The organism is Pseudomonadota bacterium, from assembly GCA_039196715.1.
Lineage (GTDB): Bacteria > Pseudomonadota > Gammaproteobacteria > CALCKW01 > CALCKW01 > CALCKW01.
The window spans coordinates 1-26,976 of record JBCCUP010000033.1 but is presented as its reverse complement, the minus strand read 5'-3'; the positions used below and the strand labels follow the sequence as shown (position 1 = coordinate 26,976).

The following is a 26,976-nucleotide window of genomic DNA, read 5'->3' as shown; positions in this document are numbered from 1 at the left end:
TCTCCTTCGGAATGCGACAGCGTGTCGTGTGAGGGTCGCGGTGTGCGTCATATTGCTGCAAACAGCAATATGGTGCGAATCGTGGCACCGGGTGCGCAAGGCTGTCAATAAATAAATCAAAATGATTTATTTATCTTCGCCTGTTACGGTGCTCTTCGTCCGAACACCCCCGGTATCTGGAACACAGCTTGGCTGAACAGCACACCTTCGAACGCCCGGCATTGAGCAGCGGTGGCGCCAACCAGGTACGCGTGAAGGCGTACAACGAGCGGCTCGTGCTCTCGCTGGTGCGCCGTCACGGCAGCCTGGCCAAGGCCGACGTCTCGCGGCTCAGTGGCCTCTCTGCGCAAGCGGTCACGGTGCTGATTCGCGGGCTCGAGGAAGACCAGCTGCTGGTCCGAGGGGAGCCGCGGCGGGGCAAGGTTGGCCAACCTTCGATACCGCTGTCGCTCAACCCAGACGGTGCCTACGCGGTCGGGGTCACGATTGGCCGGCGAAGTGCGGACGTGGTGTTGGTCGATTTCCTCGGGCAAGTCCGCGCCCGGCGCAGTGTGGGCTACCGCTGGCCCGATCCTGAGGCACTTCTGCAGTTTGCCATTGCCGGTGTGCGTGAGTTGCTTGCCGCGCTTTCGACAGGGCAGCGTCGACGCGTCATTGGCACTGGCATCGCGATGCCGGGCCGCATCTGGGAGTGGCCGGCCGAACTCGGTGTGCCGGAGACCCGGCTCGAGGCGTGGCGCGATAGCCGCTTTGCTGAACTGCTGTCCGACGCTACCGACACCGTGGTTTTTGTCTATAACGACGGCACCTCGGCGTGCGGCGCCGAGTTGGCATTCGGCGAGGGTGTGCAATACCACGACTTCGTGTACTTCTTTGTCGCCACCTTCATCGGCGGCGGCATTGTGCTCAACCGCACCCTCTACCCGGGGCGAACCGGCAACGCGGCAACGCTGGGCACCATGGTGTTCACCCACGACAATGGCAGCACAACCCAATTGCTGCACCACGCGTCGGTGCTGTCACTTGAGCAGCGCGTCGCCAAACACACGCCAGAGGGCCGTGATGTCAACTGGCAAGCGCCCGAACAGTGGGTGCGGCACCGCGCCGACGTCGAGCCCTGGCTCGACACCGTCGCGCACTACCTGGCTGTTGCGATCGGGTCCGCCTGTTCGATTGTCGACTTCGAGGCGGCAATCATCGATGGCATTTTTCCGGACGACGTCAAGGTTGACCTGGTCGCTCGCGTGCAAAAACGCCTGACCGAGATCGATCAAAAGGGGGTAACCAGCCCCGACGTGATCGGCGGTAGCCTCGGCCAGACGGCGCGCGTGCTCGGCGGTGCCAGCCGTGTGATGATGGAGCGGTACTTTCTGAACCAGAGCGTGTTGTTCAGCTCGGTGTCTTGATGGACCGGGTCTGACTGGGCTGATGGCGAGGAAACGCGGTGGACGTAAGAGCAGGGTGTTGCGCGTGGAGGTGACCATGCCACTCGGAGGCAGTTGTTTGTGTGGCAGTGTCGCCTTCGAGGTCGCGACGCCGATCGAGGCCTTCACGTATTGCTATTGCCTGCGGTGTCGGAAGGCGACCGGCGCCGACCGTGCGGCGGTGCTGATCGTCGCGCCCGCGCAACTGACCTGGTTGACCGGTGAGTCGGCGGTGCGGCGGTGGGACCTGCCCAGTGCCGACAGCTTCGCGACGGCGGTCTGCAGCCAGTGTGGCTGCGCGGTACCGCGGCTGACGCGGGACGGGCGCTGGGCTGTCGTGCCTGCGGGTGCGCTCGACACCGCGCCGCCAAGCGGGCCAACGGTCCGCGAGCACTGGGCGTCGCGGGCCCCGTGGGTGTGTGACGACGGGTCGCCGTTGCCGTTCTGCGAACACGACGCACCCTGATGCGCGCTGCGCGGTGACACCTTCTGCCCGCCGACGGCATCGGGTAGCATGCTGCGCCTCGGCTGGCGAATTCGACAGGGTCATGGAAACAGTTCTGGTGACGGGAGCGGCGCGCGGTATCGGACTCGCGTTGGTGAAGCACTTCTGCGAGGCCGGTCTCTCGGTGATCGCAACCCACCGCGGCGAACCGGGCGCCGAGCTCGCCATGCTGGTCGACAGCCACGGCGTGCGACTGCACGCCCTCGACGTGGTCAACGAGCAGGCCGTGGCCGAACTGGGTGAGGCGCTGGCTGACGAGACGCTCGACCTCCTGATCAACAACGCCGGTGTCATCGGGCCGGGCCGCGAGGCCGACGACCCGCTCACGGCTGAGCGCTGGTTGGACACCTTCCGCATCAACACCCTGTCGCCGCTGTGGGTCAGTCAGGCGCTCTTTGCCCCGCTAAAACGGTCGGGCAACCCGCGCGTTGTCACGGTGTCGAGTCAGATGGGCTCACTGCAGCACGGTGGCACCGGCCTGGTCGCATACCGCAGTTCCAAGGCGGCACTGAACAAGGTCATGCACGTGCTGTCGCAGGAGTGGCGCGAACACAACATCACCGTGTGCCCGATTCACCCCGGTTGGGTGCGCACCGACATGGGCGGTGATGCGGCCGATATCTCTCCCGACGAGAGCGCGGCGGGCATCGTCAAGCTGGCGCTGTCGCTCACCCTCGAGCAGAGCGGCACCTTCTACACCTGGGACGGGCGTGTGCACCCGTGGTGATGCATGCCCTGGCTTGCCCATCCGCTACCCGCGAACTGACACACGAACAAGATCTCGATGTCCGTCTACCAATCGATTGCCAAGTACGGCCCTAGATTCTTCAAGCGCTCTTCGCTTTTCAAACATGGCCTGAACTGGTCACCAATGTACCGGCGCACCACAGGACGGGTCGTGAGTGTCTCGGATGACCTGCTGCGCATCGTCGTCGAAGTTCCGATTGACTACCGAAACCGCAACTACGTGGGCGCCATTTTCGGTGGCAGCCTGTTCTCGGCGGTTGACCCGGTGCCGATGGTGCAGCTGATCAACCTGCTCGACAGCCAGTACATCGTCTGGGACAAGTCAGCCGAGATCCGCTTCAAGGTGCCGGCCTACCAGGATGTGGTTGCCGAGAGCGTGTACACGCCGGAGGAGGTTGAGGCCATCCGTTCGGAAGTCGAGTCGGCGGGCGAGATGGTCTACGTCAAGACCACACGCTACACCGATCGTGGCGGCAAAACGGTGTTCTGCGAGATCGACAAGACGCTCTACATTGCAACCAAGGCACACTACAAGGCAAAGAAGCAGCGACGTGCGTCCGAGGCGAGTGGGGCGCGTTCGGGGGGGTGAGCGTCGCCCTCAGTGTGTGTTGTTGAGCGCGTCAGCAGCGGGGATCTCGCGCTCGCGTCGTGCGATGTAGTCGCGCAGCGCCTCGTCGGTGCCCGGGTCGAGCTGCGGCTCCTCGTAGGCTTCGAGCAGCTGTCGGACCTTGGTGATCGCACGCGCGGTGGTGTCGAGCTCGCCTTCGGCAACCCACTGCTCGTAGCTGTTGTTGTCGAAGAGCTTCGGCATGAAGAACGCGCGCTGGAAGTTCTCGATGGTGTGCGCGTGGCCGAGGTAGTGACCGCCCGGGCCGATGTCGCGAACGGCGGCCAGGGCCGCGTCGAAGTCGTCCCAACGCAACCCCTCGGCCATGCGGTAGCCGGCTGCACACTGCTCGGCGTCGACAACGAATTTTGCCATCGAGCAGTGCATGCCGGCCTCGTTCCACCCGGCGGAATGCCAGATGTAGTTTGCGCCGGCCATCAACACCGCCATCAGTGTGGTCGCGCTCTCGTACCCGGCTTGTGCATCCAGCGTTTTCGCGCCACCGAGGGTGTTCGAGGTGCGCCACGGGACGCCGTAGAACCGCGCCATCTGCCCGATCATGAAGTTCATGAGGCTGATTTCCGGCGTGCCCGCCATTGGCGCGCCCGAGGCCATCGACACCGTGCTGAGGTAGTGGCCGTAGATCGCGGGGGCGCCCTTGCGCACCACCTGGGTGTAGGCGAGGCAACTCAGGGCCTCGGCGTTGAGTTGGGCCACTGCGGGCACTGTGGACGCCGGCGTGTTCGCGCCGCCGAGCACGAAAGGCGAGCACAGGATCGGTTGATTGCGTCGGCTGAAGGCGCGCAAGGCGCCGAGCATGACTTCGTCCCAGACGAGCGGTGAATTGCCGTTGCAGTTGCCGGTGACCACCGGGTGGGTTTCGAGGTAGTCCTCACCGAACAGGATCGCTGCCATGTCGAGCACGTCTTCGGCGTTCTTCGGGCTCGTGGTCATGCCCATGAAGGTCTTGTCCGAGTGCTTCATGGACGAGTAGGTGATGCGCAAATGCCGGTGGCTGATGGGGTGGTCCATCGGCTCGACGATGTGGTGTGCCGAGCTGTGCATCGATGGCAGCATGTGCGCGAGCTTGTGGAAATTGGCCAGATCCGCGAGCGTCGGTGCGCGTCGAACGTCGTCGAGGTCGCGCAGGTAGGGTGCGCCCGTCATCGGCACGAAGATCGCGCGGTCACCGCCGAAGGGTAGATGGTTGTCCGGGTTGCGCGCGTGGTAGGTGAAGCTGCTTGGAATGCTTGCGATCAATTCACGCACGTGGGCGCGGTCGAGGTAGACCGTCTCGCCGACCACCTTCGCACCGGCGCAGCGCCAGTCGTCAAGCGCGATCTCATCGCGGAACACCACGCCAACCTCTTCGAGAATCGACATTGAGGCGTCGTCCACTTTGCGGATCTGTTCTTCGTCCATCGGCTCGGTCAAGGGCAAGCGGCGCGTCAGGGCGGGCAGCATGGGCGTGCGTTGATCGAGGCGCGCGGTGCGACGCGACTGGCGACTGCGGCGGCGGTTGGGCTCGGACATGGCTGATGCGGCGTGGTGCAAAGCAGCCACTGTACGTTTGGCGATTGGCCTCTTGCGAGCCCGGAAACGACGGTGTGCGCGACGCGATGTCGCTTTCAGGCCGTTGACCTTGAGTTGGCGAGTGAAATGGCCAGACCGGTGGGTCCGCACAGGTTCCCAACGCGGCTAAACAAAAAGACCGCTCTGTGGCGGTCTTTTCGTTGGGTGTGTCAGCGTGGATCGCTATGGGCAGTCAAAGTAGTGCCAGATATCGGTCTCAGTGGGCCAGCCACCGGTTTGATCGCACCAGTCGACCGTGATGATACCACCGCGATCTTGCAGCACAGCACGCAAATGGCGCCGACCGCTGGGCCCAAAGACGCCGCCGTTCAGCCGCACCCACACCTGACCAGAATTGGCTGGCCCGACATCGTTTCGGAAGTGGATTGAGTGCACCACATCGGTTGCGTAGTCGGTTTCTGTCGCCGAGACACTCGAATCCCACGCTGCGATGGTCGACGTCCGAAACGGGAAGGTGCCGTTCACGTTGTAAAAGTGGATCGCCTTGTCGGACATGGTCTTGAGCAAAGCCAGCGCCTCCGCCGCGTTGCTCTTGCGCACGTAGTCGCGGTAGGACGGCACAGCGATCGACGCAAGAATGCCGATGATGGCGATCACAATCATCAACTCAATTAGGGTAAAGCCGGACTGTCGCTTGGGCACGGAACCCTCCGAAACTGTTGTTCAGAGTCAACGTAGCGGCAGACACGTTGAGACGTTGAATGCTGCCCGGGCCTCGATGACGTCGGTGGCGTCAGTCTGTTGGCCCGGCGCCCATGCGCGATTGCTCGCTGGCTGGCACGTAGCTGTGTTGGGCGTGGCGGTCGAGCGCGTGCCAGTTGGCATCTTGCACCTCGACGCCGACGGCGCGCGCAACCGCCTGGCTGGCGGGTGTGTGGTGTACGGCGGTGAACTTGATACCGCGGGCGCCGGTGGTCGCGGCCCGGTGTGGGTCGTCTGCGCAGGTGTGGCCGGTAGCATCGGCGGTGATCATGGCCCCGTCCCACCGGGCCTGAAGGACACGGTTGTCAGAACAGAACACCGTCGCAAGCAACGGCACGCTCAACAGCGGGCAGCGCACGGTGACGGAAGCGTCAGGCAGCTGCCGGGTGTCACACCAGTGCGCGGACTGACGAATCGGACAGGTACCGTCGTCGCCGTGTGCGTCCAGCAGCGCTGCCGCCAGCGCGGCGCCGGGAAACCCTGCCGCGCACAAGGCCCGCGCACTCGCGCCGAGTTCCTCGGCATGGCCCCACGGCCAGCCAGCGCCGCGCGCGGCCTTGCGCACCATCGCCTCCACTTCGCCGAGCGACACGATCACGCGTTGGCGACCCGCGGGTAGCACCAGTCATCGGCCTCGCCGGCCTGCAGCTCGTGCGGGTAGGGGGCGTGTTGGAACATCGTGATGCGCAGCCAGCGGTCCGAGCGCGGATCAAAGCGGTTGGCACCGAAGAACGCGAGCTTCACGCGCAGCAGGTCGATCGGCAGCATGGTTGCGTCGAGCAGGTTGTCGCGCACCTCCATGTAGGGGTGCTGCGGCGCGAGCTGAGCGCGGCGCACGGTGTGCCGGTGTTCGGGGTGGCGTGCGAGAAAATCAGCCAGTGGCAGATCGGGGTCGCAGGCGGCGAGTGCCTCGGCGAGCTGGCGAATTTGCCAGCTGATGCCGAGTGGTTGCTCGCGCTCGGCACCGGGTTCATCGAAGCGTTCGCCGAGACGCGGTTCGAGTTTTTCCTCCGAGACGTACCAGAAGCGTGCGCGGCTGGTGTCGGACGTGTGGTCGATGGACAGCGCCCAAGCGTAGTGGGTGTCGAGGAAGGCCTGCAGGCTGCCCACGGTGCCGCGCGCGTCGAGCGCCGGAAACGGCTCCGCGGTCGAGAGGCGGTCTGCGAGGTCGTCGACGAGCACGCCGTGCGGTTCGAGCATCAGCGCCAGCAGTTGTTCCTGGCCTTCGAGCCCGAGTGCAGACTCCGCCCAGCGCCACAGGGCGTTCCAGGGTTGCGCTATTTGCCAGTCAAAGCTGTCGAGGTGGTGGCTCAGGCGGTTCAAGTCTGCCACCAGTGACGCGATTTTCGGTTGTTGAACCGGGTGCTCACTGTGCCAGGTGTCGGCGTTGCGCTGGGCGCGGCGCAGAAACTGTACGAAGGTCTCGACGCCTTGCTGTGTTGCTGTTGGCAGCGCCCGCACCCGGGCCAGCGCGGTCTCGCGCGCGTGCAGCCAGGCGTGCGTCAGGCGCGGGTGGTTGACCAGAAAGGGCGCCATGCCGAGCCCGGTCGAATTGCCCACGCCGAGCGTGCGCCGAAGCGCAGGGTCCAGCGCGACCGCATTGTCGCCGCCTCGGGCCATGGCCATGTGTTCGACCAGGTCGACTGTGAAGGCGCGGATCAGGTAGACGTTGAGCAGTTCGACCTGAAACGGGCTCGTGAACTCGGCCCGGCCGGCGATCGCGTCGCGGTCGGCAGCGCCGAATTTGCCCGAGCCGTACACGGCGGTGGTGCGCATCAGGTACCCGACCCGCATCAGCTCGTCGGCGTCGGGCTGCTGGCCCCGCGACAAGGCGTCGATCACCGTTTTGAACAGGCGCACGGACCGGTTTGCGCGCGAGAGCGACAGTTCGCGTCCGCTGATGCGGCCGGCTTCCTGTTTGGGGACGTTGGCCGCCAGACGGTCGAGGTCGGCGTCGGTTGGGACACCGTCGTGCAAGCAGAAGGTGGTGTCCCACGCCTCGGCGATCACGCGGTCGGAACGTAGTTCGTCGGGCAGATCGTGGGCAAAGGCCACCAGCGCGTAGGTGCGTTCGGGGCCGGCGGCGAGGTAGACAGCACGGCCCACGCCACTGGCGTCGATCTCGAAGCGGTGGCGGCTGAAGCGCCAGTTCTCGCGTTTCAGCCGGCGCAACAACACCCGCATGAACGACAGCCGGTGCGCATGGGCACTGCCGAGTCGCGCGAGGTGGGTGACCTCATTCGGATCGCGTAAGGCTGTGTCACTGTGCATGCTCTGGACCTCGCGTTGAGCGGGCCTGCAGTGGCCCGTCTGATCCCGTGTATCTGATCCCGTTTATACGTCGGATACGGTCGTCACGGGTCGGATTATCGGCTGCAAACAGTGCCGCCGTGGAACGGATTGTACGCTTCCGCTGCTCATGTACTGACACGTACACTGCGCAACGGTTCTCGCAAACCACTGTTTTCGCTCAAGTCTTCAACTCGTGTCGACAGCATCCAGATGCCATCGGCTGGGGAGACTCAAGCCTGAGTGTGTGGCCTCTGTCGGTGTCGCCGGTGGGGTTCAGGTCGCTTTCGGGCTGAAATTGGCGTCGAAGAACCGCAGCCAGTTCTCGCCCATGAGGGCGTCGACATCGCTCGCGCTGAAACCGACTGCCCGCAGCCCCGCCTGGATGTTGTCGAAATCAGTGTTGCCGCCGAACCAGGACGGCATCGGCGGGAAGCCCGGGTTGTCGGCCGAGCCCTCGCCGTAGTCGATCGATTTGCTCCAACGGCCCACCCGCATCCACTCGACCACGCTGTCGGGCTGGTCCTGGCAGAGGTCGGAGCCGATGCCGAGGTGGTCGACGCCCATGACCTCGGCGGCATCCGCCATCGCCTGGCAGAAGCTTTCGAGTGTGCAGTCGGAGCCGCCTCTCAGGTGGTGTGGGTAGAGCGAGAATCCGAGCATGCCGCCGCTCTCGGCCAGCGCGCGCATCACGGCCTCTGATTTGTTGCGCAGCGCCGGGTGCCAGCTCGTGGGGTTGGCGTGGCTCACCACAATCGGTCGCTCGCTGATCTCGGCCGCCTCGAGTGTCGAGCGTTCGGCCGAGTGACTCATGTCGATCACGAGGCCCACACGGTTCATTTCGCGGATGACTTCGCGGCCCATGCGGGTGATGCCGGTGTCTTCGGCCTCGTAGCACCCGGTCGCCAGCAGCGACTGGTTGTTGTAGGTGAGTTGCATGAAGCGCGCGCCGAGCGCGTGCAGGATCTCAACCAGCCCGATGTCGTCTTCGATGGGCGAGGGGTTCTGGAAACCGAACACGATCGCGGTGCGGCCAGCAACTTTGGCTGCGCGCACGTCATCGCCGGAGACCGCCTTGCAAATGAGGTCGGGGTACCGCTCGAACCAGCGATTCCAGGTTTCGAAGTTGGCAACGGTCTCGCGGAAGTTCTCGTGGTAAGCGATGGTCACGTGCACCGCGTCGACCTTGCCTGCGCGCATTTCACGGAAGATGGTCTCCGACCAGTTGGCGTATTGCAGGCCGTCGATCCGCACAGCGCTCACACTGGGTCTCCGGCGGCGATATAGCTGGTCTTGACGGTGGTGTAGAACTCGGCCGCGTACTGGCCTTGTTCGCGTGGACCGTAGCTCGACTCGCCGCGACCGCCAAAGGGCACGTGGTAGTCGGTGCCGGCGGTGGGCAGGTTGACCATGACACAGCCGGTTTGCGCGTGGCGGCGGAAGTGTGTGGCTCGCGCGAGTGACTCGGTGATGATGCCGGAGGTCAGGCCGAAGCGGGTGTCGTTGACGGTGGCGAGGGCTTCGTCGTAGCTGTCGATCGCGATCACGCACGCGAGCGGGGCGAAGAGTTCTTCGCGGTTGATCTGCATGGCGTTGGTGCCGCCGATGAAGACACCGGGGTTCATGTAATAGCCGTCGGTCTCGCGCGTCGCGCGGTCGCCGCCGCAGACGAGTTCGGCGCCCTCGCGTTTGCCGAGCTCGACGTTGTCGAGGTTCTGTTGCAGTTGGGTTTCGCTCACGACCGGACCGATCTGGGTGCCGTCCTTGAGTGCGTGGTCGACGGTCAGGGCCTTGGCACCGGCGACGAAGCGTTCGACAAACTCATCGTGCACTTTGCGGTGCACGATCACGCGCGAAGAGGCCGTGCACTTCTGCCCGGTGCCCCCGAAGGCACCGCCAACGGCGGCGGCCACGGCGGTGTCGAGCTTCGCGTCGTCCATCACGACGAGGGCGTTTTTCGAGCCCATCTCCATCTGCAACTTGGTGAGATTTCGTGCCGTGGCGGCGGCGATGCCCTTGCCGACGTCGACTGAACCGGTGAAGCTGATCGCGTCGATTCCGGGGTGTTCGACCAGCGCCTGGCCGATGGCACCACCGCTGCCCATCACGAGGTTGAACAGGCCCGCTGGCAGCTCGGTCTGGTTGGCGATGATCTCGGTCAACGCGACGGCGGACGCGGGCACGAGGTTGGCGGGTTTCCAGATGACGGCATTGCCGAATGCGAGCGCGGGCGCGATCTTCCAGACGGCGGTGGCGGTCGGGAAATTCCACGGCGAGACGATGCCGATCACGCCGACCGGCTCCCTGTGCACCGTGACTTCGACACCCGGTCGCACGGAGTCGGCCGTGTCGCCGATCTGACGCAGCACCTCGGCCGCGTAGTAGGTGAAGAACTGGCCGGCGCGGTAGACCTCACCTTTGCCTTCGGCGAGCGGCTTTCCCTCTTCGCGCGCGAGCAGTGTACCGAGTTCAGTCGCGCGTGCCATGAGGGCTTCACCGATGCGGTGCAAGACGGCTTGGCGGTGTTCGAGACCGGTTCTGGCCCAGGCGCGCTGCGCCTCGGTTGCCGCGTCGATGGCACGGTGCAGGTCTGCGGTGTCGGCTTGGGCGAAGTGGCCAATGACGTCGCTGAGGTCCGACGGGTTGTGATTGGGCACGGTGGACGCGCCAGCCACCCAGTCGCCGGCAATGTGGTTTTGTGTGCGCACGGTTGCTGTCCCCTCAGTCTGAACGCTTTGTCATCACAGGCAGAGCGTGGGTGGGGTAGTCTTTAGAGTCAAACGAAATTTTACACACGAAATTTCAAAAAAATTGAAGTAGTTCCATGTTGCCAAAACCCGACGCCTTGCGGGCGTTCATCGCCGTCGCGGAGTGCGGCACGCTGGCCGCAGCGGCCGAGCGCCTCAACCGCACGCCCTCTGCTGTGTCGACCACCATGAAACAACTGGAGGCTACCTTTGGCGGCCCGCTGTTCGACGGTGAGCGCAAATCGCAGCTCACGGCACTCGGGCGCTTCGCGCTCGAGCGCGCGCGGGTTGCCGTGGCCGATTTCGACACGGCGATGCTCGCCGTCTGCCATTACGCCGCCGGTCGGATCGGGCGCGTGCGGGTCGCCGCGGTGCCGTCGATCGCGACGCACCTGTTGCCGGACGTGGTCGCGGCGTTTCAGCAGGCGGCACCCGACGTCGCGCTCGAAATCCGCGACGTCGACTCACTCGCCGTCAGCGAGCTCGTGCGCGACAACGAAGCCGACATCGGCCTGGCCAGCCGCGCGCCTGTCAGTCCGACCACCCGCGCGCACACGCTGCTGACCGAACCGTTTCTGGTCGTGTGTGCGTCCGACCACTGGTTGGTGAAAACGGGTCGGCCCGTGCAGTGGGCTGCACTCGCCGGCGAGCGGTTCATTGCCCACGGTCTGCTGGGGCTGATCGGCCGCACCGAGGTGGACGCACTGACTGCCGACCCGGCCGTCACGGTGCACAACGTGGCCTCGATGATCAGTTTCGTCGAACGCGGGCTCGGCGTGACGCTGTTGCCGGCCCTGGCCGTGCCCGAGTCGGCTTCGGTCGCGACCTTGCCGCTCGCGGACAACGCGGTCACCCGCACGGTTCACCTGCTGGCCGAGGGCGAGTTGAACCCGGCTGCGGCGACCTTCGCCGATCTCGTGGTCGCACAGGCCGGTGTGCTGTCGGCACGGCTCGAGGCCGGCGGCCTCACTCGAGGAGCTCGGCAAACGGCCCCGGTTTGAACGGCTGACCGACCGGGGTGTCGCCGATGTAGACCTGCGCGCGTGTGACCGTGCGCAGGCTGATGGCGCCGGCGGCGGCGGCGCGGTTCAGTTCGATGTTCTGCCCGGACTCGATTCGGTCGTGTTGCCCGTAGTATCGGCCCCAACCGTTCTCGGACAGAATGAAGTGACGGACGCTGGGCTGGCAGCTGCGATTGCGCCGGTAGCACGTGTCCGACACGGTCATGGCGTGCGTCGGTGCCAGCACGAGATAACAGTAGCTGCCGTCGCACGCGCGACGCGAGATCAGCAGCTCGAGCAGCGCGTCCGGCGCGGCTCGCCCGGCGGGTTGCACTGTCAACAGCGCCTTCAGCGTGCCGAGCGCCTGTTGGTGTTTGCCATCCTCCTGCAGGGCTACGGCGATGCGCTCGCTGAGCGCGGCGTCGCCGCCTGGGTCGTGCTCGACAAGCACGCGCCGTCCCCCGGGTCCGAAATCGTGCGCGAGCGCCGCGGCGTCGAACTGATCCACCGTCACCTCGCCGGCGCTGACCCGCGCGAGCTGTTGTCTGGCCGCCATGGCGCCGAGGTCGAGTGCTGGCGTCGCGAGGATCAGTGCCAGGGCGCAGACCAGCGTGGCGAGCACCACGTTGCCCCGGCGAGCGCGGTTCATCCACAGTGGGCCGGGCAGCAGGGCCACCAGATAGGCCAGGCCGTAGAGCAACGCGACGGCGACCGCGATGCCACCCCAGATGCGCTCGGGTGTCAGCCCGTGGGCTTCAACCCGGAGTGCGAGCGCGATAGCGGCGATCGCGGTCAACGGCAGCACGCAGAGGCCGAGTGCGCGGGCGGCGAGCCGCGTGACCGGGTTGTCGGTGACGTCCTCGTCGCTGCTGCGCAACACGCTGTTGGCCAGCAGCACCGCCAGACTCGCCGCGCTGAGAACGGTCACCGTTGCGCTCCAGTCTGCGTCCCACAGCGGGCTCAGCCCGGTGCCTCCCAGGGCGAGCAGGAACACCGGCAGGCCGATGCCCACGGGCACGGCGAGGATGGACAACACGCTCTGGACCACGCCCTGGGTGGCCGAGACGACACCGTGGTGTTGCCGCAACACGCCGGCGGCGGCGCCCGCAGCCGCGCCCGCAAGCCCTGCGTTGAACGTCGCGTTCTCAAGCCAGTCTTTCAGCACGTCGATCTCGACCAGGGCAAAGAGCGCGGCCAGCAAGAATGCGCAGGCGAACGCCACGGCCACAAACACCAGGCTCAGGCTGCCCACGATGATGTTGGTCCAGGCGTGGCGGTGCAATGCGGCGTAGAGCGAGCGCGGGTGCGGCCCGCTCGCCTGGTAGAGGGGCAAGGCGATGCCGAGCGCAATGAACACCGTCGTCACGCTGTACCCGTTCAGCGTGTCGAGGTGGAGTTGGCCGTACACCAGGCCGCCGACCGTGGCGCCGCCGACCAGCGCAAAGCCGGTGTCCCGCAGCGGACGCCGTGGCGTCAGACACAGCGCGAAGCTCACCCCCGCGGCGGCCAACGCGGCGGCCAACGCGATGCGTGTGTCCTGGCTCAACACCGCCTCCCAGGTGCGGTCCGCCAGGCGTTCGACGGCGATGCAGATCGCGGCGCCGAGGGCCGCCAGGATGGTGGGCAGCGCGGTCATGGCCGGTGCTCTCCGTGGATGCAGGTCTCGTTGTCGAACTGAGTCTAGTTGGCGCAGCGCGGACGCCGTGCCTCCGTTGCGCACGCGTTAGAATGGGCGCTTAGCCCCCAGTGTTGCCCTGTGTGTGAAAACCTGTGATGCCCTGGTGCTTGGCGCGGGTGCGGCCGGGCTGATGGCGGCGCTGACCGCGGCGCAGCGCGGCTTGCGCGTCACAGTGCTCGAGAAAAGCCGCAAGCCCGGGCGGAAGATCCTGATGTCGGGTGGGGGGCGCTGCAATTTCACCAACCTGCACGTCGGGCCCGAAAACTTCATCTGCGGCAACCCGCATTTCGTCAAGAGTGCCCTCGCCAGGTACACACCTTGGCATTTCATTGAGCTCGTGGATCGCCACCGGGTACCCTGGCACGAGCGTGACCACGGCCAGTTGTTCTGCGACGATTCGGCCAAGGACATCGTCACGTTGCTGCTCACCGAGTGTGAGCAGGCCGGTGTGACCATCGAAACCCGCTGTGACGTCGGTGCGGTCAGCCGCCGCGCGCCGGGCTTCGAGGTCGACACTTCGCTCGGCGCGTGGCAGTGCGGTTCCGTGGTGGTTGCAACCGGCGGACTGTCGATCCCGAGCATGGGCGGCGACGGCTTTGGCTACCGCCTGGCGGAGGCGTTTGGTCTGACCCTGCGGCCGCAGCGCGCAGGGCTTGTGCCCTTTCGGTTCAGCGGGGACACCCAATCGCTGACCGAGGCCCTCAGTGGCAACGCGGTGTCAGTGACGGCGCAGGCCGAGGGGCCGGCGTTTTCCGAGGCCATGTTGTTCACTCACCGGGGGCTCAGCGGCCCGGCCATGCTGCAGGTATCCAACTACTGGGACCTTGGCCAGCCGATTGACGTGGACCTGCTGCCCGGACGCGACGCGTCAGCGCTCGCGCTGTCGGCGAAAGCCACTGCACCCCGCGCCGTGTTGCGCACCGTGCTCAGCGAGCACCTGCCGCGCGCCCTGGTGAGCGGCCTCGAAGGCCGGTGGTGGCCAGCGCGCGCGGACACCGCGCTCGCGGATTGGCCAGACCGAGCGCTGGCGGACATTGGCGCGCGCGTCAACGGGTGGTCGCTGCGCCCCGCTGGCACCGAGGGCTACCGCACTGCCGAGGTCACCCTCGGTGGTGTCGACACCGACAGCCTGTCGTCGCGCAGCCTTGAAGTCAAAGATGTGCCGGGATTGTATTTTATCGGCGAAGTGGTCGACGTCACCGGCTGGTTGGGGGGCTACAATTTCCAGTGGGCCTGGGCGAGTGGTTTCGCCACGGGCACGGCACTGTCAACCTGAGGGCACCGCGATGTCATACACGGTCGAGAGCCTGGACGAGCTGGCGGCGCTGTACGGCGAGCCGCTCGCCACCAGTGTCAACAAGGAGTCGCCGGTGATCAACGCAGCGTACCAACAGCTGCTCGAGGCCGCGCCCTTTGTCGCCGTGGCGAGCAGTGGACCGGGCGGGCTGGACTGTTCGCCGCGCGGCGACGGGCCGGGCTTCGTGCAGATCGCCGACGAACGCACGTTGCTGCTGCCCGACCGCCGCGGCAACAACCGCCTCGACACGCTGCGCAATCTGGTTGAGGACCCCCGCGTGGCGCTGCTCTTCCTGATCCCCGGTGTCCACCTGAGTCTCCGCGTCAACGGCCGCGCCGCGTTGTCGACCGACCCGGCGCTGCTTGCGCGTTTCGAGGTCAACGGCAAGACGCCGACCACGGTCATGGTGGTGTCAGTCGACACCCTCTACTTCCAGTGTGCGCGTGCGCTCAAGCGGGCGCAGCTCTGGTCCCTGTCGAGCCAGCGCGACCCCGCCGAGCTGCCGAGCGCCGGCACGCTGGCCCAGTCCGTCATGTCCGACTTCGATGGGGCGGGCTACGACGCGTCGCTCGAGGCACGCCAGGCGAGGACGCTGTATTGATCGTGGCGAGCGGCACCGCGCGGGCGCGGCGGCAGGGGCGGCCTCGTGCGCACTGAACCCGCGGCGATCGCGGTGGACGGCGGCGGGTCGCGCTGCCGGGCGGCCGCGTGGGTCGCCGGCGAGCGGTACGTCGTCGATGTCGAAGGCGCCAACATCACGACCGACTTCGAGCGTGGCGTGGCAGCTGTGATCGCCGCAACTGACCGCCTGGCACACGCGCTCGACGCCGACCTGGCCAGATGGACCGACGTGCCGGTGTACCTCGGCCTCGCCGGTGTCACGGACTCGGGGGTTGCGCGCGCGGTCGCTGACCGGCTGCCGTTTCAGCGGGCACAGGTGCAGGACGATCGACCGGCTGCCGTGCGCGGCGCCCTCGGCACCGCGGACGGAGCGCTGGTGCACTGTGGCACCGGGTCCTTTTTCGCCGTGCAACGGGCCGGCGCGCTGCGCTCGGCGGGCGGCTGGGGCGCGGTGCTGGGCGACCACGGGTCGGCGATGTGGGTCGGCCGCGAGGCGCTGACGGCGGTGCTCGACACCCACGATGGCCTGGTGCCGGCGACCGAACTCACCAAAGACTTGCTGTCACGCTTCGGATCGCCGACCGGCGTGGTCCGCTTTGCCCGTGATGCCACGCCCACGGCCTTGGGCGCGTTGGCGCCCGAGGTGACCCGTGCGGCGGAACGCGGCGACGCCTGTGCCGTCGACATCCTGTTGCGCGGGGCGGCCGGTGCGGTCGAGGTGCTCGAGGCCATGGGCTGGGACGACAGCCTGGCGATTCGGCTGACCGGCGGGCTGGGCCCTCACTACCAACCCCCGCTGGAGAGCGACCTCGGGGCGCGTGTGCAGGCCCCGGCGGGCACACCGCTCGACGGTGCCCTGTCGCTCGCGGGCGACTATGCTGCGCGTTGCCGTGCCGACACGGCTGACGCTGCCGTTTTGCCGAACGAAGGTCGGGGTGCCTGAGGTGTCGACGACGGGGTACCGGGGCGGCGTGGTGTTCGACGGCGTGTCGCTCCGACCGGAGTGCGACCTGCTGGTGGGCGACGGCCGGGTGCTGGCCTTGGCGCGGGGTGCGGCCCGTGGCGCCGACAGGGTTGTCGACCTCGACGGCGACCTGCTGTCCCCGGGCCTGATCGATCTTCAGGTCAACGGCGGTGGGGGCGTGATGTTCAACGACATGCCGAGTGCCGCCGGGCTGCGCCGCATGGTCGCGGCGCACGCGCCGCTCGGCACGGCAACGCTGCTGCCCACCCTGATCACCGACACCCCCGACACCGTGCTGGCGGCAATCAGCGCAGTTGAAACGGCGGTGGCAGACGGGGAGACAGCCGTCGCGGGCTTGCATTTGGAGGGTCCGCACCTCTCGGTGGCGCGTTGTGGTGCACATGACCCGGCTCTCGTACGCACCATGACGCCTGCAGACCTCGCGGTGCTGATTGAGGCGCGCCGGCGGTTGCCCGCGTTGTGGGTGACTGTGGCCCCGGAGTCCGTGTCGCTCGAGCAGGTCGGCGCCCTGATCCGTGCGGGAGTCACGGTGTCGCTGGGTCACACCGACGCCGACTGTGACACGTGTCGAGCGTATTTCGACGCTGGCGTCAGTGTCACCACCCATTTGTTCAACGCGATGCGGCAGCTCGGCAGCCGGGAGCCTGGCCTGGTGGGCGCGGTGCTCGCTCACGCCTCGGTGTCGGCAGGCCTGATCGCCGACGGCGTGCACGTGCACCCGACCAGCCTGCGTGTCGCCTGGCAGGCCATGCAGCCGGCGGGGCGCGCGTTTCTGGTCAGCGATGCGATGGCCTGCGCCGGCAGCGAGCTCCAGTCGTTTGCGTTGGGCGCGCGAACCGTGCACCGTGCAGCCGGTCGGCTGACACTCGACGACGGTACCCTCGCTGGTGCCGACCTCGACCTGCCGCGTGCGCTGCGTGTTCTGGTCGAGCGGGTGGGTGTGCCACTCGACCAGGCACTGCGGGCCGCGACGTCGACGCCGGCCGACCTGTTGCGCCTGGGTGCGGGTCATGGCCGTCTCGCCGTGGGTCAGCCCGCCCGCCTGATCCGCTTTGATTCGGCCTTGCATTTCAAGGGGTGGCCATGATCACGATTCGAACTGCCGTTGACAGCGATCTCGACACCTTGCGGGGCTTCGAGCAACAGCTGATCGACGTCGAACGCGCGTTCGACCGAGACCTCAAGGCGGCCGGCGTGCGCTACTACGACCTCGAGTCGTTGCTCGCGGGGGCCGACAGTGAAGTGGCGGTGGCGGTGGCGGTGGAGGGCGAGACCGTGCTCGCCTGCGGCTACGTGCAGTTGCGCGACGCCAAGGCGTTCTACACCCACGCCCGCGTCGGCTACATCGGCTTCCTGTTCGTGGTGCCGTCAGCGCGCGGCCACGGTCTGGTCCGGCGCGTGATTGATGCGCTGTGCGACTGGACACGGGCACAGGGTGTTGAACACGTCGAGCTCGGCGTCTACAGCGAGAACGCCGCGGCGATTGCGGCCTACGAGCGCGCCGGCTTCGCGGCCATTTCGACCACGATGATCAAGGCGATTTGAAGCGGGCTGTGTCGTTTGACCCCGTCCTCGCGTACCAGCACACTGCGCGTTTTCGAGCGGAACCCCAGCCATGTCGCAGCCCGTGTACGCGCTCAACCTGTTCAACGTCGCCAACAAGGACGAGTACCTGGCTTACTCGCGCCGGTCGGTCGAGGCCGTGGGCGCGCACGGCGGCGCGTTGGTGGCACTCGGCAAGTTTCGCGAGAGCGCGCAGGGCGATCTCGCGCCGCGCACGGTGATGATCGTGGTCGAGTGGGCCTCGCTCGAGGCCTTTCACGGCTACTGCAGTGACCCCGCATTGGCGGATTTGCACCAACACCGTGTCGACGGCACCAGCGACTACATCTGGCACCTTTTTGACAAACTCGAGGACCTTCGACCGTTGCTGAAGTGAGCGGTGTGGGCACAGCCGCTTGCACCTCCGCTTCGAATTCGGCGACACACCCATGACCGATCTCAGCTACCTGACCCACACCGACCCCGCGCGCTTCACGCTGCGCGCTGGCGAGCCGACCATGCGTGCGGTCGTGACTACCGGCAACGGCGGTTATGACAAGCTTGACTACCGCGAGGTGCCGATGCCGAAGGCGCGCACCGGCGAGGTGCTTCTCCGGGTGCGTGCGGCCGGCGTGAACAACACCGAGGTCAACACCCGGCTCGGCTGGTACTCGTCGTCGGTCACGGGCAGCACGGCGGGCTTGAGAGACGCCGAAGAGCGGCCCGAGGTCGAGGACGGCGGGTGGAACGAGCGCACGCCGTTTCCGCTGATCCAGGGCACCGATTGCTGTGGGGACGTGGTGCAGCTCGGAGAGGGCGTCTCGCACCTCGCGCCGGGGCAACGCGTGCTGGTGCGGGCGTGCATGCGTCGCGACGGTTACGGGTCACTGGAGAACATCTGGATGGCGTCGGATTTCGACGGCGCCTTTGCCGAGTTCGTCACTGTGCCAGCGAGTGAAGTCTTTGCGGTGGACTGTGACTGGTCGGATGCCGAACTGGCCACCATTCCCTGTGCTTACGGCACGGCCGAGAACATGGTCCACCGCGCCGGGGTCTGCGTCGATGACCGTGTGCTGGTGACCGGGGCGTCGGGCGGCGTCGGTTCGGCGCTCGTGCAACTGTGCAAACGGCGGGGTGCCGAGGTGATCGCGGTGGCCGGCCGGGACAAGCTCGATGCCGTTCGCGAGCTCGGTGCCGACACGGCCGTGGCACGCGGCACCGACCTCGTCGCCGCGTTGGGGGAATCGTCGGTGACTGTAGCAATCGACAACGTGGCCGGCGACGGTGTCGGTCCGATCCTCAAGCTGTTGCGGCGCGGTGGGCGCTACGCCACCAGCGGCGCCATTGCCGGCCCGCTCGTGACCGTGGACATGCGCGACCTCTACCTCAAGGACCTCAACCTGATCGGCTGCACCGCGTGGGACGAGCCGGTGTTCCCGAACCTGGTCGGCTACATCGAACGCGGTGAAATCCGACCCCTGGTCGCCGCCACGTTTCCGCTCGCCGACATCGCAACGGCACAGCGGCAGTTTGCAGACAAGACCTTTGTCGGCAACTTCGTTCTGATGCCCTGATCGGTCGCTGGGCGGGTTGTGGTCTGAGGGCGTCTGGTCCGGCGCGCCCACCCCGGCGCGTGCGTTGACGGCCGTGCCGCGCACCGCAGGCCCGTGTCAGGCGAGGCGCGCGCCGTTCTGCAGCGGTTGGTCCGGCACCGCCAGCACCACCTGGCCGTCGGCGTTGTAGAAACCGGTCACGAGGCATTCCGACATCAGTGGCCCGATCTGTTTCGGTGGGAAATTGACCACCGCGAGCACTTGTTTGCCCACCAGTTCCTCGGGTATGTAGAGGTCGGTGATCTGGGCACTCGATTTCCGTATGCCGATGGCCTCGCCAAAATCGACGTGCAGGATGAACGCCGGCTTGCGCGCCTCCGGAAAAGGCTCTGCCTGCCGGACGGTACCGACCCGCAGCTCGACCCGCAGAAACTCGTCGAACTGCAGCGGTGCGTCGCTCACGACGGAGCGCCGACGATCTGCAGGGTCTTCGGAAACCGCGTCAGCACCTCGCAACCCGACGCGGTGATCACGACGTCGTCCTCGATGCGCACGCCGACATCATTTGTGCGATACAAGCCCGGCTCGACGGTGAACACCGTGCCCGGCTCGAGCGTGTGGTGGTTGCCGCGCATGATCTGCGGCGCCTCGTGCACATCGAGCCCGAGGCCGTGCCCGGTCTTGTGCACGATCAGGTCGGCGTAGGGCGTGGCCTCGAGTGACGCTGTTGCGGCGTCGTCGATGTCGTGTGCGGTCGCACCCGGTACGGCCGCAGCGATGCCCGCGAGGTTGGCGTTGAGCACGGCGTTGTAGATGGCGCGGTGTTCGTCGCTCGCGCGCTCGACAAAAAAGGTGCGTGTGATGTCGGCGTTGTAGCCCTGGTACCGGCCACCGAAATCGATCAGCAACGGGTCGCCGGCCTGAATGCGGTAGTCGTCACGCGCGTGTGCGTGCGGTTCGGCGGCGTTGCCGGCCGCGGCGACGATCGGGTTGAAGGACAGTCCATCGCAGCCGGCTTCGACCAGCGCGTTGATGAGCATCGACTCGATCATCTTCTCGGTCATGCCCGCGCGCACGTGGCGCAACACGACCTCCAGTGCATGCTCCGAACGGCGAATCGCCTCGCGCAGATGCTCGATCTGCTCAGCCGTCTTGCGCACCCGCATCGAGGAGATGGCGCCGTGCGCATCCACCAGCGTGGCTTGCGGGTAGACGCGTTGCAAAGCCATGTGTTCAAAGGCGCGCATGCGCTGGGATTCGATGCCGAGGCGGTCTGTGTTGTGCAGTGCCGGCAGGCTGTCGGCCAGCGCGTCGAAGGCGTGCTCGTAGCCGTCCTGATCGCGCCAGGGGATGACCTCGCCCGGAAAATCCAGCGCAGCGAAACTGCCCATCTCGAGGTCCGGCACGATGGCGACGGCCTCGCCGGACGCCGCGACAACGACGACCAGCGGACGTTCCATCAGGTGAAAATCACGACCGAACAGCGAGACGAAGTTGGGGCCCGGCACAAACGCGGCTGCGTCGAGCCCGTGTGTTGCCAGCGCGTCCAACAACGGCTGCAGGCGGGCATCGGTCATGGCAACTCCGGTTCGGGGGCGTGGCGCGATGGTACCACTGCCCCGGATGAGAGGTGCCCCGTGAGGCGGCCGGTGTCGTCAGGTGAAGTCGACCACGCCGGTCAACGTCTGACCGCCAAGACTGGTCCAGCTCACCGTGTTGGCGGTGGTGCCGCTGGTGCTGCTGACGGTCACCAACACGGTGGAGACGTCACCGGTGTTGGCGTCGAACTCGACGTAGCTGCCGCCCTCGCCGGTGATCCGCAATTGACCAGTGCTGGGGTAGGTCTGGTTCGCGTCGAAGGCGAGTTGGATAGGCGTGCTGACCGTGATCCGGCCGTTGATGGCGTCGGACGCCAGGGTGTAGGCCATCGACAGACGTGAGGCGCCGCCGGTGTCGAGTTCACCGCGGATAAGGAGGTTGCTCATCACCGTGTCGCCGGCCAGGCTGTCTTTCACGTTCAGCCGCGTGCTGGTCATGGTCACCACCGTGGTGGAGCCGGTGCTGGAGACCTCGGTGCTGAGGTCGCCGTCGACGTAGACCGACTGGGTGGCGTCGACGGTCAACAGGTTGTCGAAGACCAGACGAATCGCACCGGCGCTGCTGCCGCTCGAAACGTTGGTCATGCTGAATCCGCCGTTCACCGTGCTGCCTGCCGTCACACAGTTGGCGAAGGTCACGCTGAGCGTGTCGCCAGCCGCTGTCAGCTGGCCGGTGCCGGTCACCGTCATGCTGCCGCCGCCTGCGCAGGCGCTGGTCTGTCGGGTCGAGACGCGTTGCAGCGCACGCGTGGTGAAGGTCGGATAGAGCTCGGTGACCTGACTCAACGCGTTCAACGCGGTCGCCGGTCGGTGTGTGAAGGCGTCGGACGACACCCCAGGGGTGCTGGTGGTGTCGTCGGCGAGCGCGGTCGTGGTGCCCGAGTACAAGCTCGAGGCGTTGTCATTGGACACGCGCAGCTCGGCGTAGTCGCCGGCAGTCGGGTAGGACACACTCGATGGGCCCCCCGAGCCCGAACCGCCGCAGCCCGCAAGGCCCAGTGTCAACAGAAGTGCCAGTGCAGTTGGCCGCATGTCGATACCCTCAGGTCACACAAACACCGGTGGGCTGCAATTTGCACGCCGCGCGTGCCGTGTGCCGAGCGGTCCCCGTGGGCGTTCCGGACACTGTCGTCAAGAGCCGGATACTCGGCTGCAAACGGCGCGGGCGTCGTACGTCGGGCGCTTTGCTGCGCTTGCGCCGCTGGCCTGTACCAATACGTCCACTGCGCTGCGGTTCTTGCAAACCGTTCCACGCCGGCGCTGTTTTCGCTCGATGCGTCAACGCGTGACGACAGCGTCTAACTGTTGGTGAACCCGGTCAGCACTGCTTCAAGGTTTCCGCTGAGGTGTTCCGAGAGGTACCCGCCCTCCTGGATGAAGACCGTGGGCAAGCCTGCGCGGCCGATGCGGGCGCCGATCCGCGAAAACCCCGATGTGGTCACTGCGAGCCCGCGCAAGGGATCGCTCTCGTGAGCATCGAGACCCAAGGCCACCACCAGCACATCGGCACCGAAGCGGGCGATGTGATCGCACGCCGCGTCGAGCGTCTGGATGAAGGTGGTGTCGTCGCTGCCGAGCGGCATCGGCAAGTTGATGTTGTACCCGACACCCCGCCCTGCGCCGGTCTCGCTCCGGTGGCCGACGAAAAACGGGTAAAAATGCATCGGGTCGGCGTGCAGCGACACGGTCAGCACGTCGTCGCGCTGGTAGAAGATCTGCTGCGTGCCGTTGCCGTGGTGGACATCGACGTCCAACACCGCGGGCCGCGCGCCCTGCAGCAACAGGTGTTGTGCCGCTATCGCTGCGTTGTTGAGGAAACAGAACCCGCCCGCTTGCTCGGCGCAGGCGTGGTGGCCAGGTGGGCGGCACAGCGCGTACTGCGGTCCGGCGTTGCGCTGCAATGCGCTGGCGGCGGTCAGGGCGGTTTGCGCGGACCAGTAGGCCGCCGACCACGTGTGCGCGCCGATCGGGCAGGCGGTGTCGGCCTGGTGATAGCCCGCTTGCCCGATGGGTGACGCCGGATAGCGCTCGCTGCGATCGCGCGGGTGGACGTTGGGCAACACTTCGTCCGAGGCGCCCGGCAGGTCGACCCAGCGCGCGTGGATGGTTTCGAGAAAGTGCAGGTAGAGCGGGCTGTGGACCTGCGCGATCGGTGTGATGCCGTGGTCGTCCGGCACCCGCACCGGGATGGTGGCCCGCTCCAGCGCGGCCAGCAAGCGCTCGGCGCGCTCGGGTTGTTCAGGGCTTTCGCCGAGTTGGCCCAATCGCACAAAGCGTTGCGGGTCGTGCTGTTGCTGGCGACGATCGAAAACGGCTTGCATGGTGTGGCGCCCGCCTGGTGTGTCGACGGGGAGCTTACCGGGAATCGCCTGCGCGCGTGCGCGCAGCGTGGCGACGTGAACTCCACCGCCTCGACCACGCGGCCGGCGTTGTGGCGTGTCAGCGTGCGCCGGGTGTCGAGGTGCGCCCACCGCGACAGGTTGACGCAGCAGGCACCGGCGAGGTTGCCGCCCTGGTCGAGGTGCGCGGCAATGCGTTGACGCAAGTCGGCCAGGTTGTCGTGGGTGTGGCGGCGCACCACGTCGACGGTTTTCGGCCCACCGTGCCCCGAGATCACGCTATTGGCGCCGAGCGCCTCAAACGCCGACCCTGTCCCGTTCAAGGCCGTTGTTGTCGGTGTGCTCGAAGACCGGCAATAACCGCTCGTGGGAGCTCAGATCGCCGCTGATCATCAGCCGGTTCTCAGGCAGCAAGACAGCACTGTCACCGGGGCTGTGCGCGGGGTCGAGGTTGCAGATACGTACCTTGAGGTCGCCGGACCGAGCACCGTAGCGGTTCCCTGGTTACCCCGGACATTCAGATGAGGGAAAATCACCATCGCGCGGCAAGGCCACGCCGCGTGCCCCTGCGCCGGGTGCGATGGTTCAGTCGCTACGCACCTCGTTTTGGCGCTGCGTCGCGTCCTGCCAGGTCTGGAGGAACCGGCGTTTCTTCAGACGATCGAGAAACACCAACAAGCCCGGCCCCAGTTTGATCGGACGGCTCGACGGCGCACGCGTGTCTTGTCGCGTGGGCAAGGGTGGCAGGCCGGCATCGTCGCGCAAGTGCACGCGCCCGGTGTCGGACAGCAGAAAGTCGATGAAGCGCCCAGCCGCGGCGGCGGCGTCGGCGGTGATCGGAATCAGCGCGCTGCGCAGCATCAGCAGGGTGTAATCCTCGGGTTCGAGGATGACGAAACCCGGGTGATCGGCCGGCAGCGCCGAGAGGCGTTGCCGCGCGTACGAGCCAATCACGTTGTAGGCGATGTCCGCTTCGCCGCTGAGAATCGCGTCGATCATCTGGCCCGAGCAACACACGAACTGGGAATCCAGCGCACCCATGAGTTCGGTCAGGCCCCAGAAGGTGCCACCGTGCCGGGTGTCCTGTGTTGCCAACAGATACGCGAGACCGCTGGCGGCGAGATCGTAGGTGATCAACCGCGTTCGGAACCGCGGCCGCTGCTCGCGCAAGCGGTTCATGATCTCGCTGCGTGTGCGCGGCAGATCGCCCGCGAACGCACTGTGGCTCAGCACGATCACGATCGGTTCCTCGGTGAACGCGATCACCCGGTCGCGCCAGCGTGCCCAGGCGGGCAGGCGGGTCGTTGCGGCCGAGCGCCAGGGCTGCGCCGCACCGTCATTGGCAAGCTTGGTCTGCAGGTCCATGGCCGAGCTGATCACGAGATCGATGCCGGCGTTTGCGGTGGCGGCCTTGTTGGCCTCGAGGCTCGACACCTGGAAGTAGTTGATCGCGACGCCGGGTGACCGCGCCTGAAACCCGTCGAGCACCGTGCCAAACAGGGCCAGGTCGGCCGAGCTGACAATGTCCAACACCGCTGTGGTCGGGGTTGCGGGCAGGTAGGCGTGGGCTTCGACCGCGAAGGGCAGGCTCTCTACGGCGCGTTCGGCTGCGCGTGCCACGCTGCACACCAGCAGGCAGAGCACGGCGATCAGTGTGGCTCTCATGAACGTGCCCGCGGAAAACGGAGGGTGACAACGGTGCCACCGCCGTGGCGCGCCGAAATGGCAAGACTGCCCCCGTGGGCCTGCATGACCTGCTCGACGATGGTCAGACCCAGACCGGAGCCCACAACGTTGCCGGCGTTGCTGCCACGGACAAAGCGCTCGCGCACGCGTGCGGTGTCAGCGTCGGCAATGCCGCAACCGTGGTCGGCGACGGCGATGTCGAGATGCTCGGCATGGGCGGTCAAGCTGATCGCGACTTCCGACTCGGTGGGTGAATACTTGATGGCATTGTCGATCACGTTCCGCAGCGCCTCGGTCACGAGTATCGGGTCGAGCTCGAGCGTCTGCGGGGCTGGCGGCACCGTGATCTGGAGTGCGATATCACGTTGCTCGGCGGCGTAGCGCAACTCGGTGATGGCGTTGTGCAACAAGGCCACCGTGTCGCTGTGCTCGCGCTGTGTGGCGTGGTCGACGCTGTCGCTGCGGAACGTGACCATCGCGTGATCGAGAATCTGATCGGTCGATCGCGCCGTTTGATCAACGGCCCGCAGCAGGTTGCGCAGGCGGTCCCGCTGTTCCGGGTGCTCAGCGTGACGTAACGCCAGTTGGGCCTGCGCCTTGACCGCCGTCAGCGGCGTGCGAACCCGGTGTGCGGCGTCGGCGATCAGGGTCTCGGTGTTGTTCAGCGTGGTGCGCAGGCGTTGGAGAAAACCGTTCAATGACCCGACAACGGGGGCAATGTCACGGGGCACCCGCAGGGCCAGCGGCGCCGTGTCGTGGGCGCGTCGGGTGCGGAGCGCGTCACTCAGGCGGCCGAGCGGGGCGAGGGCGCCGCCGATCGCAAACCAGGCCAGCACGACTGCAGAGAGCAGAAAGGCCGCGCCGAGCGCTGCGGCGTTGCGCGAGATGCGGTCGATGATCTCGGTGTGGCTGTCGCGGCTCTGGGCGATGGAGAGGGTGACCGTTGCCACGCCGTTGCGGTTGAACACCGCGCGTTGTGTGCTGGCGATGCGCACCGGGTCCCCGCGGTAGTCGCGGGTCTGAAAACGCGGCTGGTCGCGGGCCTCGGTGACGGCGTGTGGCAAGTCGGCGTAGCCCGTCAGTTCGCCGCCGGGCTGCAACGACACCCGGTAGAACACCCGGTCGTCGCCGGCGGCCCCCAGCAAGGCCAGGGCGGCGTAGGGCAGGTCGACGCTGACTTCGCCGTCGACCACGCTCAGCTGCTCGGCGACGGCGTTCAAGGACGCGGCAAGGGTGTGGTCCTGCACCCGGTCGGCGGCGTTCTCGGCGATCGCTCGCGTGCCCGTGTAGAGGCCGAGAGCAAGCAGCAGAAAGGCCGCGAGCAGCATCGCCAGCAGTCGGTACCGCAGCGACGGGCCGGCGTCGGGCGCGACGGCGGTGCGGTTCATGCGCCGGCCAATCGGTAGCCCGCGCCGCGGACGGTCTCGATGCGCACGCCGCTGCCACTGAGTTGCTGGCGCAGGCGGCCGACGTACACCTCGATGGTGTTCTCCGACACGTCGGCGTCGAGTGAGAACAGGCTGTCCAGCAGGTGTGCCTTCGACAGCACGCGCCCGTTCGCGCGGAAGAACACTTCGAGCAGGCGGTTTTCCCGGTTGCGCAGCGGTCGCACGTCGGCGTCGACGGTGACGGTGCTGGCGAGCGGGTCGTACACCAGCGTGCCGACCCTGAAGTGCTCGCGTGCCCCCCCGCTGCTGCGCCGGATCAGGGCACGACAGCGCGCGTCGAGTTCGTCGATGTCGAAGGGCTTGGTCAGGTAGTCGTCGGCGCCGAGGTCGAGCACACTGACACGGTCCGAAACCCGGCTGCGCGCGGTCAGGACCAACACCGGCGTGGTGTCGGCGCGGGCCCGGTGCCGGGCGAGGAAGTCGCGACCGTCGCCATCGGGCAGCATGATGTCGAGCACGATCAGGTCGACGCCACTCGCGGCCAGCACGGCGTCGGCCTCGGCCAAGGTGCGCGCCCAGTCCACGGCGTGGCCCTGTTCGCTCAGCCGTGCGGTCACCGCCTGTCCGATGTCCTCACTGTCCTCAACCAGTAAATAGTGCATGTTGTCAGGCTG

26 protein-coding genes are annotated in these 26,976 nt (G+C 66.8%); 12 read left to right on the top strand and 14 right to left on the bottom strand.

The genetic code is table 11. The features are described from left to right. Positions 1–188: 188 nt before the first annotated feature. From AAGA11_12630 to AAGA11_12615, 4 genes are all read left to right on the top strand, one after another. On the top strand, positions 189–1,406 hold the full coding sequence (locus AAGA11_12630) for an ROK family transcriptional regulator (GenBank protein ID MEM9603703.1): 1,218 nt from the start codon (positions 189–191) through the stop codon (positions 1,404–1,406). A 76-nt stretch (positions 1,407–1,482) separates the two neighbouring features. Continuing rightward, positions 1,483–1,890, top strand: coding sequence for a GFA family protein (locus AAGA11_12625; GenBank protein ID MEM9603702.1), 408 nt, complete (start codon positions 1,483–1,485; stop codon positions 1,888–1,890). Between the two features lie 82 nt (positions 1,891–1,972). Further along, on the top strand, positions 1,973–2,656 hold the full coding sequence (locus tag AAGA11_12620; GenBank protein MEM9603701.1) for an SDR family oxidoreductase: 684 nt from the start codon (positions 1,973–1,975) through the stop codon (positions 2,654–2,656). Positions 2,657–2,713: 57 nt separating this feature from the next. Further along, complete coding sequence (locus AAGA11_12615) at positions 2,714–3,265, top strand: DUF4442 domain-containing protein (GenBank protein ID MEM9603700.1); 552 nt, start codon at positions 2,714–2,716, stop codon at positions 3,263–3,265. Between the two features lie 9 nt (positions 3,266–3,274). On the opposite strand, the gene AAGA11_12610 is transcribed toward AAGA11_12615, so the two are convergent. The 6 genes from AAGA11_12610 to AAGA11_12585 form a co-directional block, all read right to left on the bottom strand. Further along, on the bottom strand, positions 3,275–4,816 hold the full coding sequence (locus AAGA11_12610) for a trimethylamine methyltransferase family protein (protein ID MEM9603699.1): 1,542 nt from the start codon (positions 4,814–4,816) through the stop codon (positions 3,275–3,277). A 222-nt stretch (positions 4,817–5,038) separates the two neighbouring features. Further along, entirely contained in the window at positions 5,039–5,518 is a 480-nt protein-coding gene (locus tag AAGA11_12605) for a prepilin-type N-terminal cleavage/methylation domain-containing protein (protein ID MEM9603698.1), read from the bottom strand. Positions 5,519–5,609: 91 nt separating this feature from the next. Next, on the bottom strand, positions 5,610–6,176 hold the full coding sequence (locus tag AAGA11_12600; protein MEM9603697.1) for a DUF3726 domain-containing protein: 567 nt from the start codon (positions 6,174–6,176) through the stop codon (positions 5,610–5,612). Next, the gene (locus tag AAGA11_12595) at positions 6,173–7,849 is read right to left on the bottom strand and encodes a hypothetical protein (GenBank protein ID MEM9603696.1); all 1,677 of its coding nucleotides are present in this window, start codon (positions 7,847–7,849) and stop codon (positions 6,173–6,175) included. The genes AAGA11_12600 and AAGA11_12595 overlap by 4 nt, the downstream gene beginning before the upstream one ends. A gap of 294 nt (positions 7,850–8,143) precedes the next feature. Beyond that, positions 8,144–9,121: a membrane dipeptidase gene (locus AAGA11_12590; protein ID MEM9603695.1), complete on the bottom strand. Its 978-nt coding sequence runs from the start codon at positions 9,119–9,121 to the stop codon at positions 8,144–8,146. Between the two features lie 5 nt (positions 9,122–9,126). Continuing rightward, positions 9,127–10,575, bottom strand: coding sequence for an aldehyde dehydrogenase family protein (locus tag AAGA11_12585; GenBank protein MEM9603694.1), 1,449 nt, complete (start codon positions 10,573–10,575; stop codon positions 9,127–9,129). A 116-nt stretch (positions 10,576–10,691) separates the two neighbouring features. Here AAGA11_12585 and AAGA11_12580 point away from each other — a divergent pair, with 116 nt between their 5' ends. Beyond that, positions 10,692–11,615: a LysR family transcriptional regulator gene (locus AAGA11_12580; GenBank protein ID MEM9603693.1), complete on the top strand. Its 924-nt coding sequence runs from the start codon at positions 10,692–10,694 to the stop codon at positions 11,613–11,615. Here the strand turns inward: AAGA11_12580 and AAGA11_12575 are convergent. Further along, positions 11,581–13,251: a DUF4153 domain-containing protein gene (locus AAGA11_12575; GenBank protein ID MEM9603692.1), complete on the bottom strand. Its 1,671-nt coding sequence runs from the start codon at positions 13,249–13,251 to the stop codon at positions 11,581–11,583. The genes AAGA11_12580 and AAGA11_12575 overlap by 35 nt on opposite strands. Positions 13,252–13,375: 124 nt before the next feature. Here AAGA11_12575 and AAGA11_12570 point away from each other — a divergent pair, with 124 nt between their 5' ends. The 7 genes from AAGA11_12570 (at position 13,376) to AAGA11_12540 (ending at position 19,312) form a co-directional block, all read left to right on the top strand. Further along, entirely contained in the window at positions 13,376–14,569 is a 1,194-nt protein-coding gene (locus AAGA11_12570; GenBank protein ID MEM9603691.1) for an NAD(P)/FAD-dependent oxidoreductase, read from the top strand. A 10-nt stretch (positions 14,570–14,579) separates the two neighbouring features. Continuing rightward, positions 14,580–15,191: a pyridoxamine 5'-phosphate oxidase family protein gene (locus tag AAGA11_12565; GenBank protein MEM9603690.1), complete on the top strand. Its 612-nt coding sequence runs from the start codon at positions 14,580–14,582 to the stop codon at positions 15,189–15,191. Between the two features lie 45 nt (positions 15,192–15,236). Further along, positions 15,237–16,154 carry a BadF/BadG/BcrA/BcrD ATPase family protein gene (locus AAGA11_12560; protein MEM9603689.1) on the top strand — a complete coding sequence of 306 codons (918 nt, stop codon included), beginning with the start codon at positions 15,237–15,239 and terminating at the stop codon, positions 16,152–16,154. Further along, entirely contained in the window at positions 16,087–17,283 is a 1,197-nt protein-coding gene (gene nagA, locus AAGA11_12555) for an N-acetylglucosamine-6-phosphate deacetylase (GenBank protein ID MEM9603688.1), read from the top strand. The genes AAGA11_12560 and nagA overlap by 68 nt, the downstream gene beginning before the upstream one ends. Then, positions 17,280–17,741, top strand: a complete 462-nt coding sequence (locus tag AAGA11_12550) for a GNAT family N-acetyltransferase (GenBank protein ID MEM9603687.1) — start codon at positions 17,280–17,282, stop codon at positions 17,739–17,741. The genes nagA and AAGA11_12550 overlap by 4 nt, the downstream gene beginning before the upstream one ends. Before the next feature lie 70 nt (positions 17,742–17,811). Beyond that, on the top strand, positions 17,812–18,135 hold the full coding sequence (locus AAGA11_12545; GenBank protein ID MEM9603686.1) for a DUF1330 domain-containing protein: 324 nt from the start codon (positions 17,812–17,814) through the stop codon (positions 18,133–18,135). A gap of 121 nt (positions 18,136–18,256) precedes the next feature. After that, the gene (locus AAGA11_12540; GenBank protein MEM9603685.1) at positions 18,257–19,312 is read left to right on the top strand and encodes an alcohol dehydrogenase family protein; all 1,056 of its coding nucleotides are present in this window, start codon (positions 18,257–18,259) and stop codon (positions 19,310–19,312) included. 96 nt (positions 19,313–19,408) lie between these two features. On the opposite strand, the gene AAGA11_12535 is transcribed toward AAGA11_12540, so the two are convergent. The 7 genes from AAGA11_12535 to AAGA11_12505 form a co-directional block, all read right to left on the bottom strand. Continuing rightward, positions 19,409–19,753: a tRNA-binding protein gene (locus AAGA11_12535; protein ID MEM9603684.1), complete on the bottom strand. Its 345-nt coding sequence runs from the start codon at positions 19,751–19,753 to the stop codon at positions 19,409–19,411. Further along, entirely contained in the window at positions 19,750–20,868 is a 1,119-nt protein-coding gene (locus tag AAGA11_12530; GenBank protein MEM9603683.1) for a Xaa-Pro peptidase family protein, read from the bottom strand. The genes AAGA11_12535 and AAGA11_12530 overlap by 4 nt, the downstream gene beginning before the upstream one ends. A 78-nt stretch (positions 20,869–20,946) precedes the next feature. Then, positions 20,947–21,921 carry a hypothetical protein gene (locus tag AAGA11_12525; GenBank protein MEM9603682.1) on the bottom strand — a complete coding sequence of 325 codons (975 nt, stop codon included), beginning with the start codon at positions 21,919–21,921 and terminating at the stop codon, positions 20,947–20,949. Between the two features lie 266 nt (positions 21,922–22,187). Next, on the bottom strand, positions 22,188–23,210 hold the full coding sequence (locus tag AAGA11_12520; GenBank protein ID MEM9603681.1) for a histone deacetylase family protein: 1,023 nt from the start codon (positions 23,208–23,210) through the stop codon (positions 22,188–22,190). Positions 23,211–23,813: 603 nt separating this feature from the next. Beyond that, on the bottom strand, positions 23,814–24,893 hold the full coding sequence (locus AAGA11_12515; protein MEM9603680.1) for an ABC transporter substrate-binding protein: 1,080 nt from the start codon (positions 24,891–24,893) through the stop codon (positions 23,814–23,816). Next, positions 24,890–26,302, bottom strand: coding sequence for a sensor histidine kinase (locus AAGA11_12510; protein ID MEM9603679.1), 1,413 nt, complete (start codon positions 26,300–26,302; stop codon positions 24,890–24,892). Before AAGA11_12510 ends, AAGA11_12515 begins: the two co-directional genes overlap by 4 nt. Further along, on the bottom strand, positions 26,299–26,976 hold a 678-nt coding region (locus AAGA11_12505), incomplete at its 5' end, for a response regulator transcription factor (protein ID MEM9603678.1). The genes AAGA11_12510 and AAGA11_12505, both read right to left, overlap by 4 nt.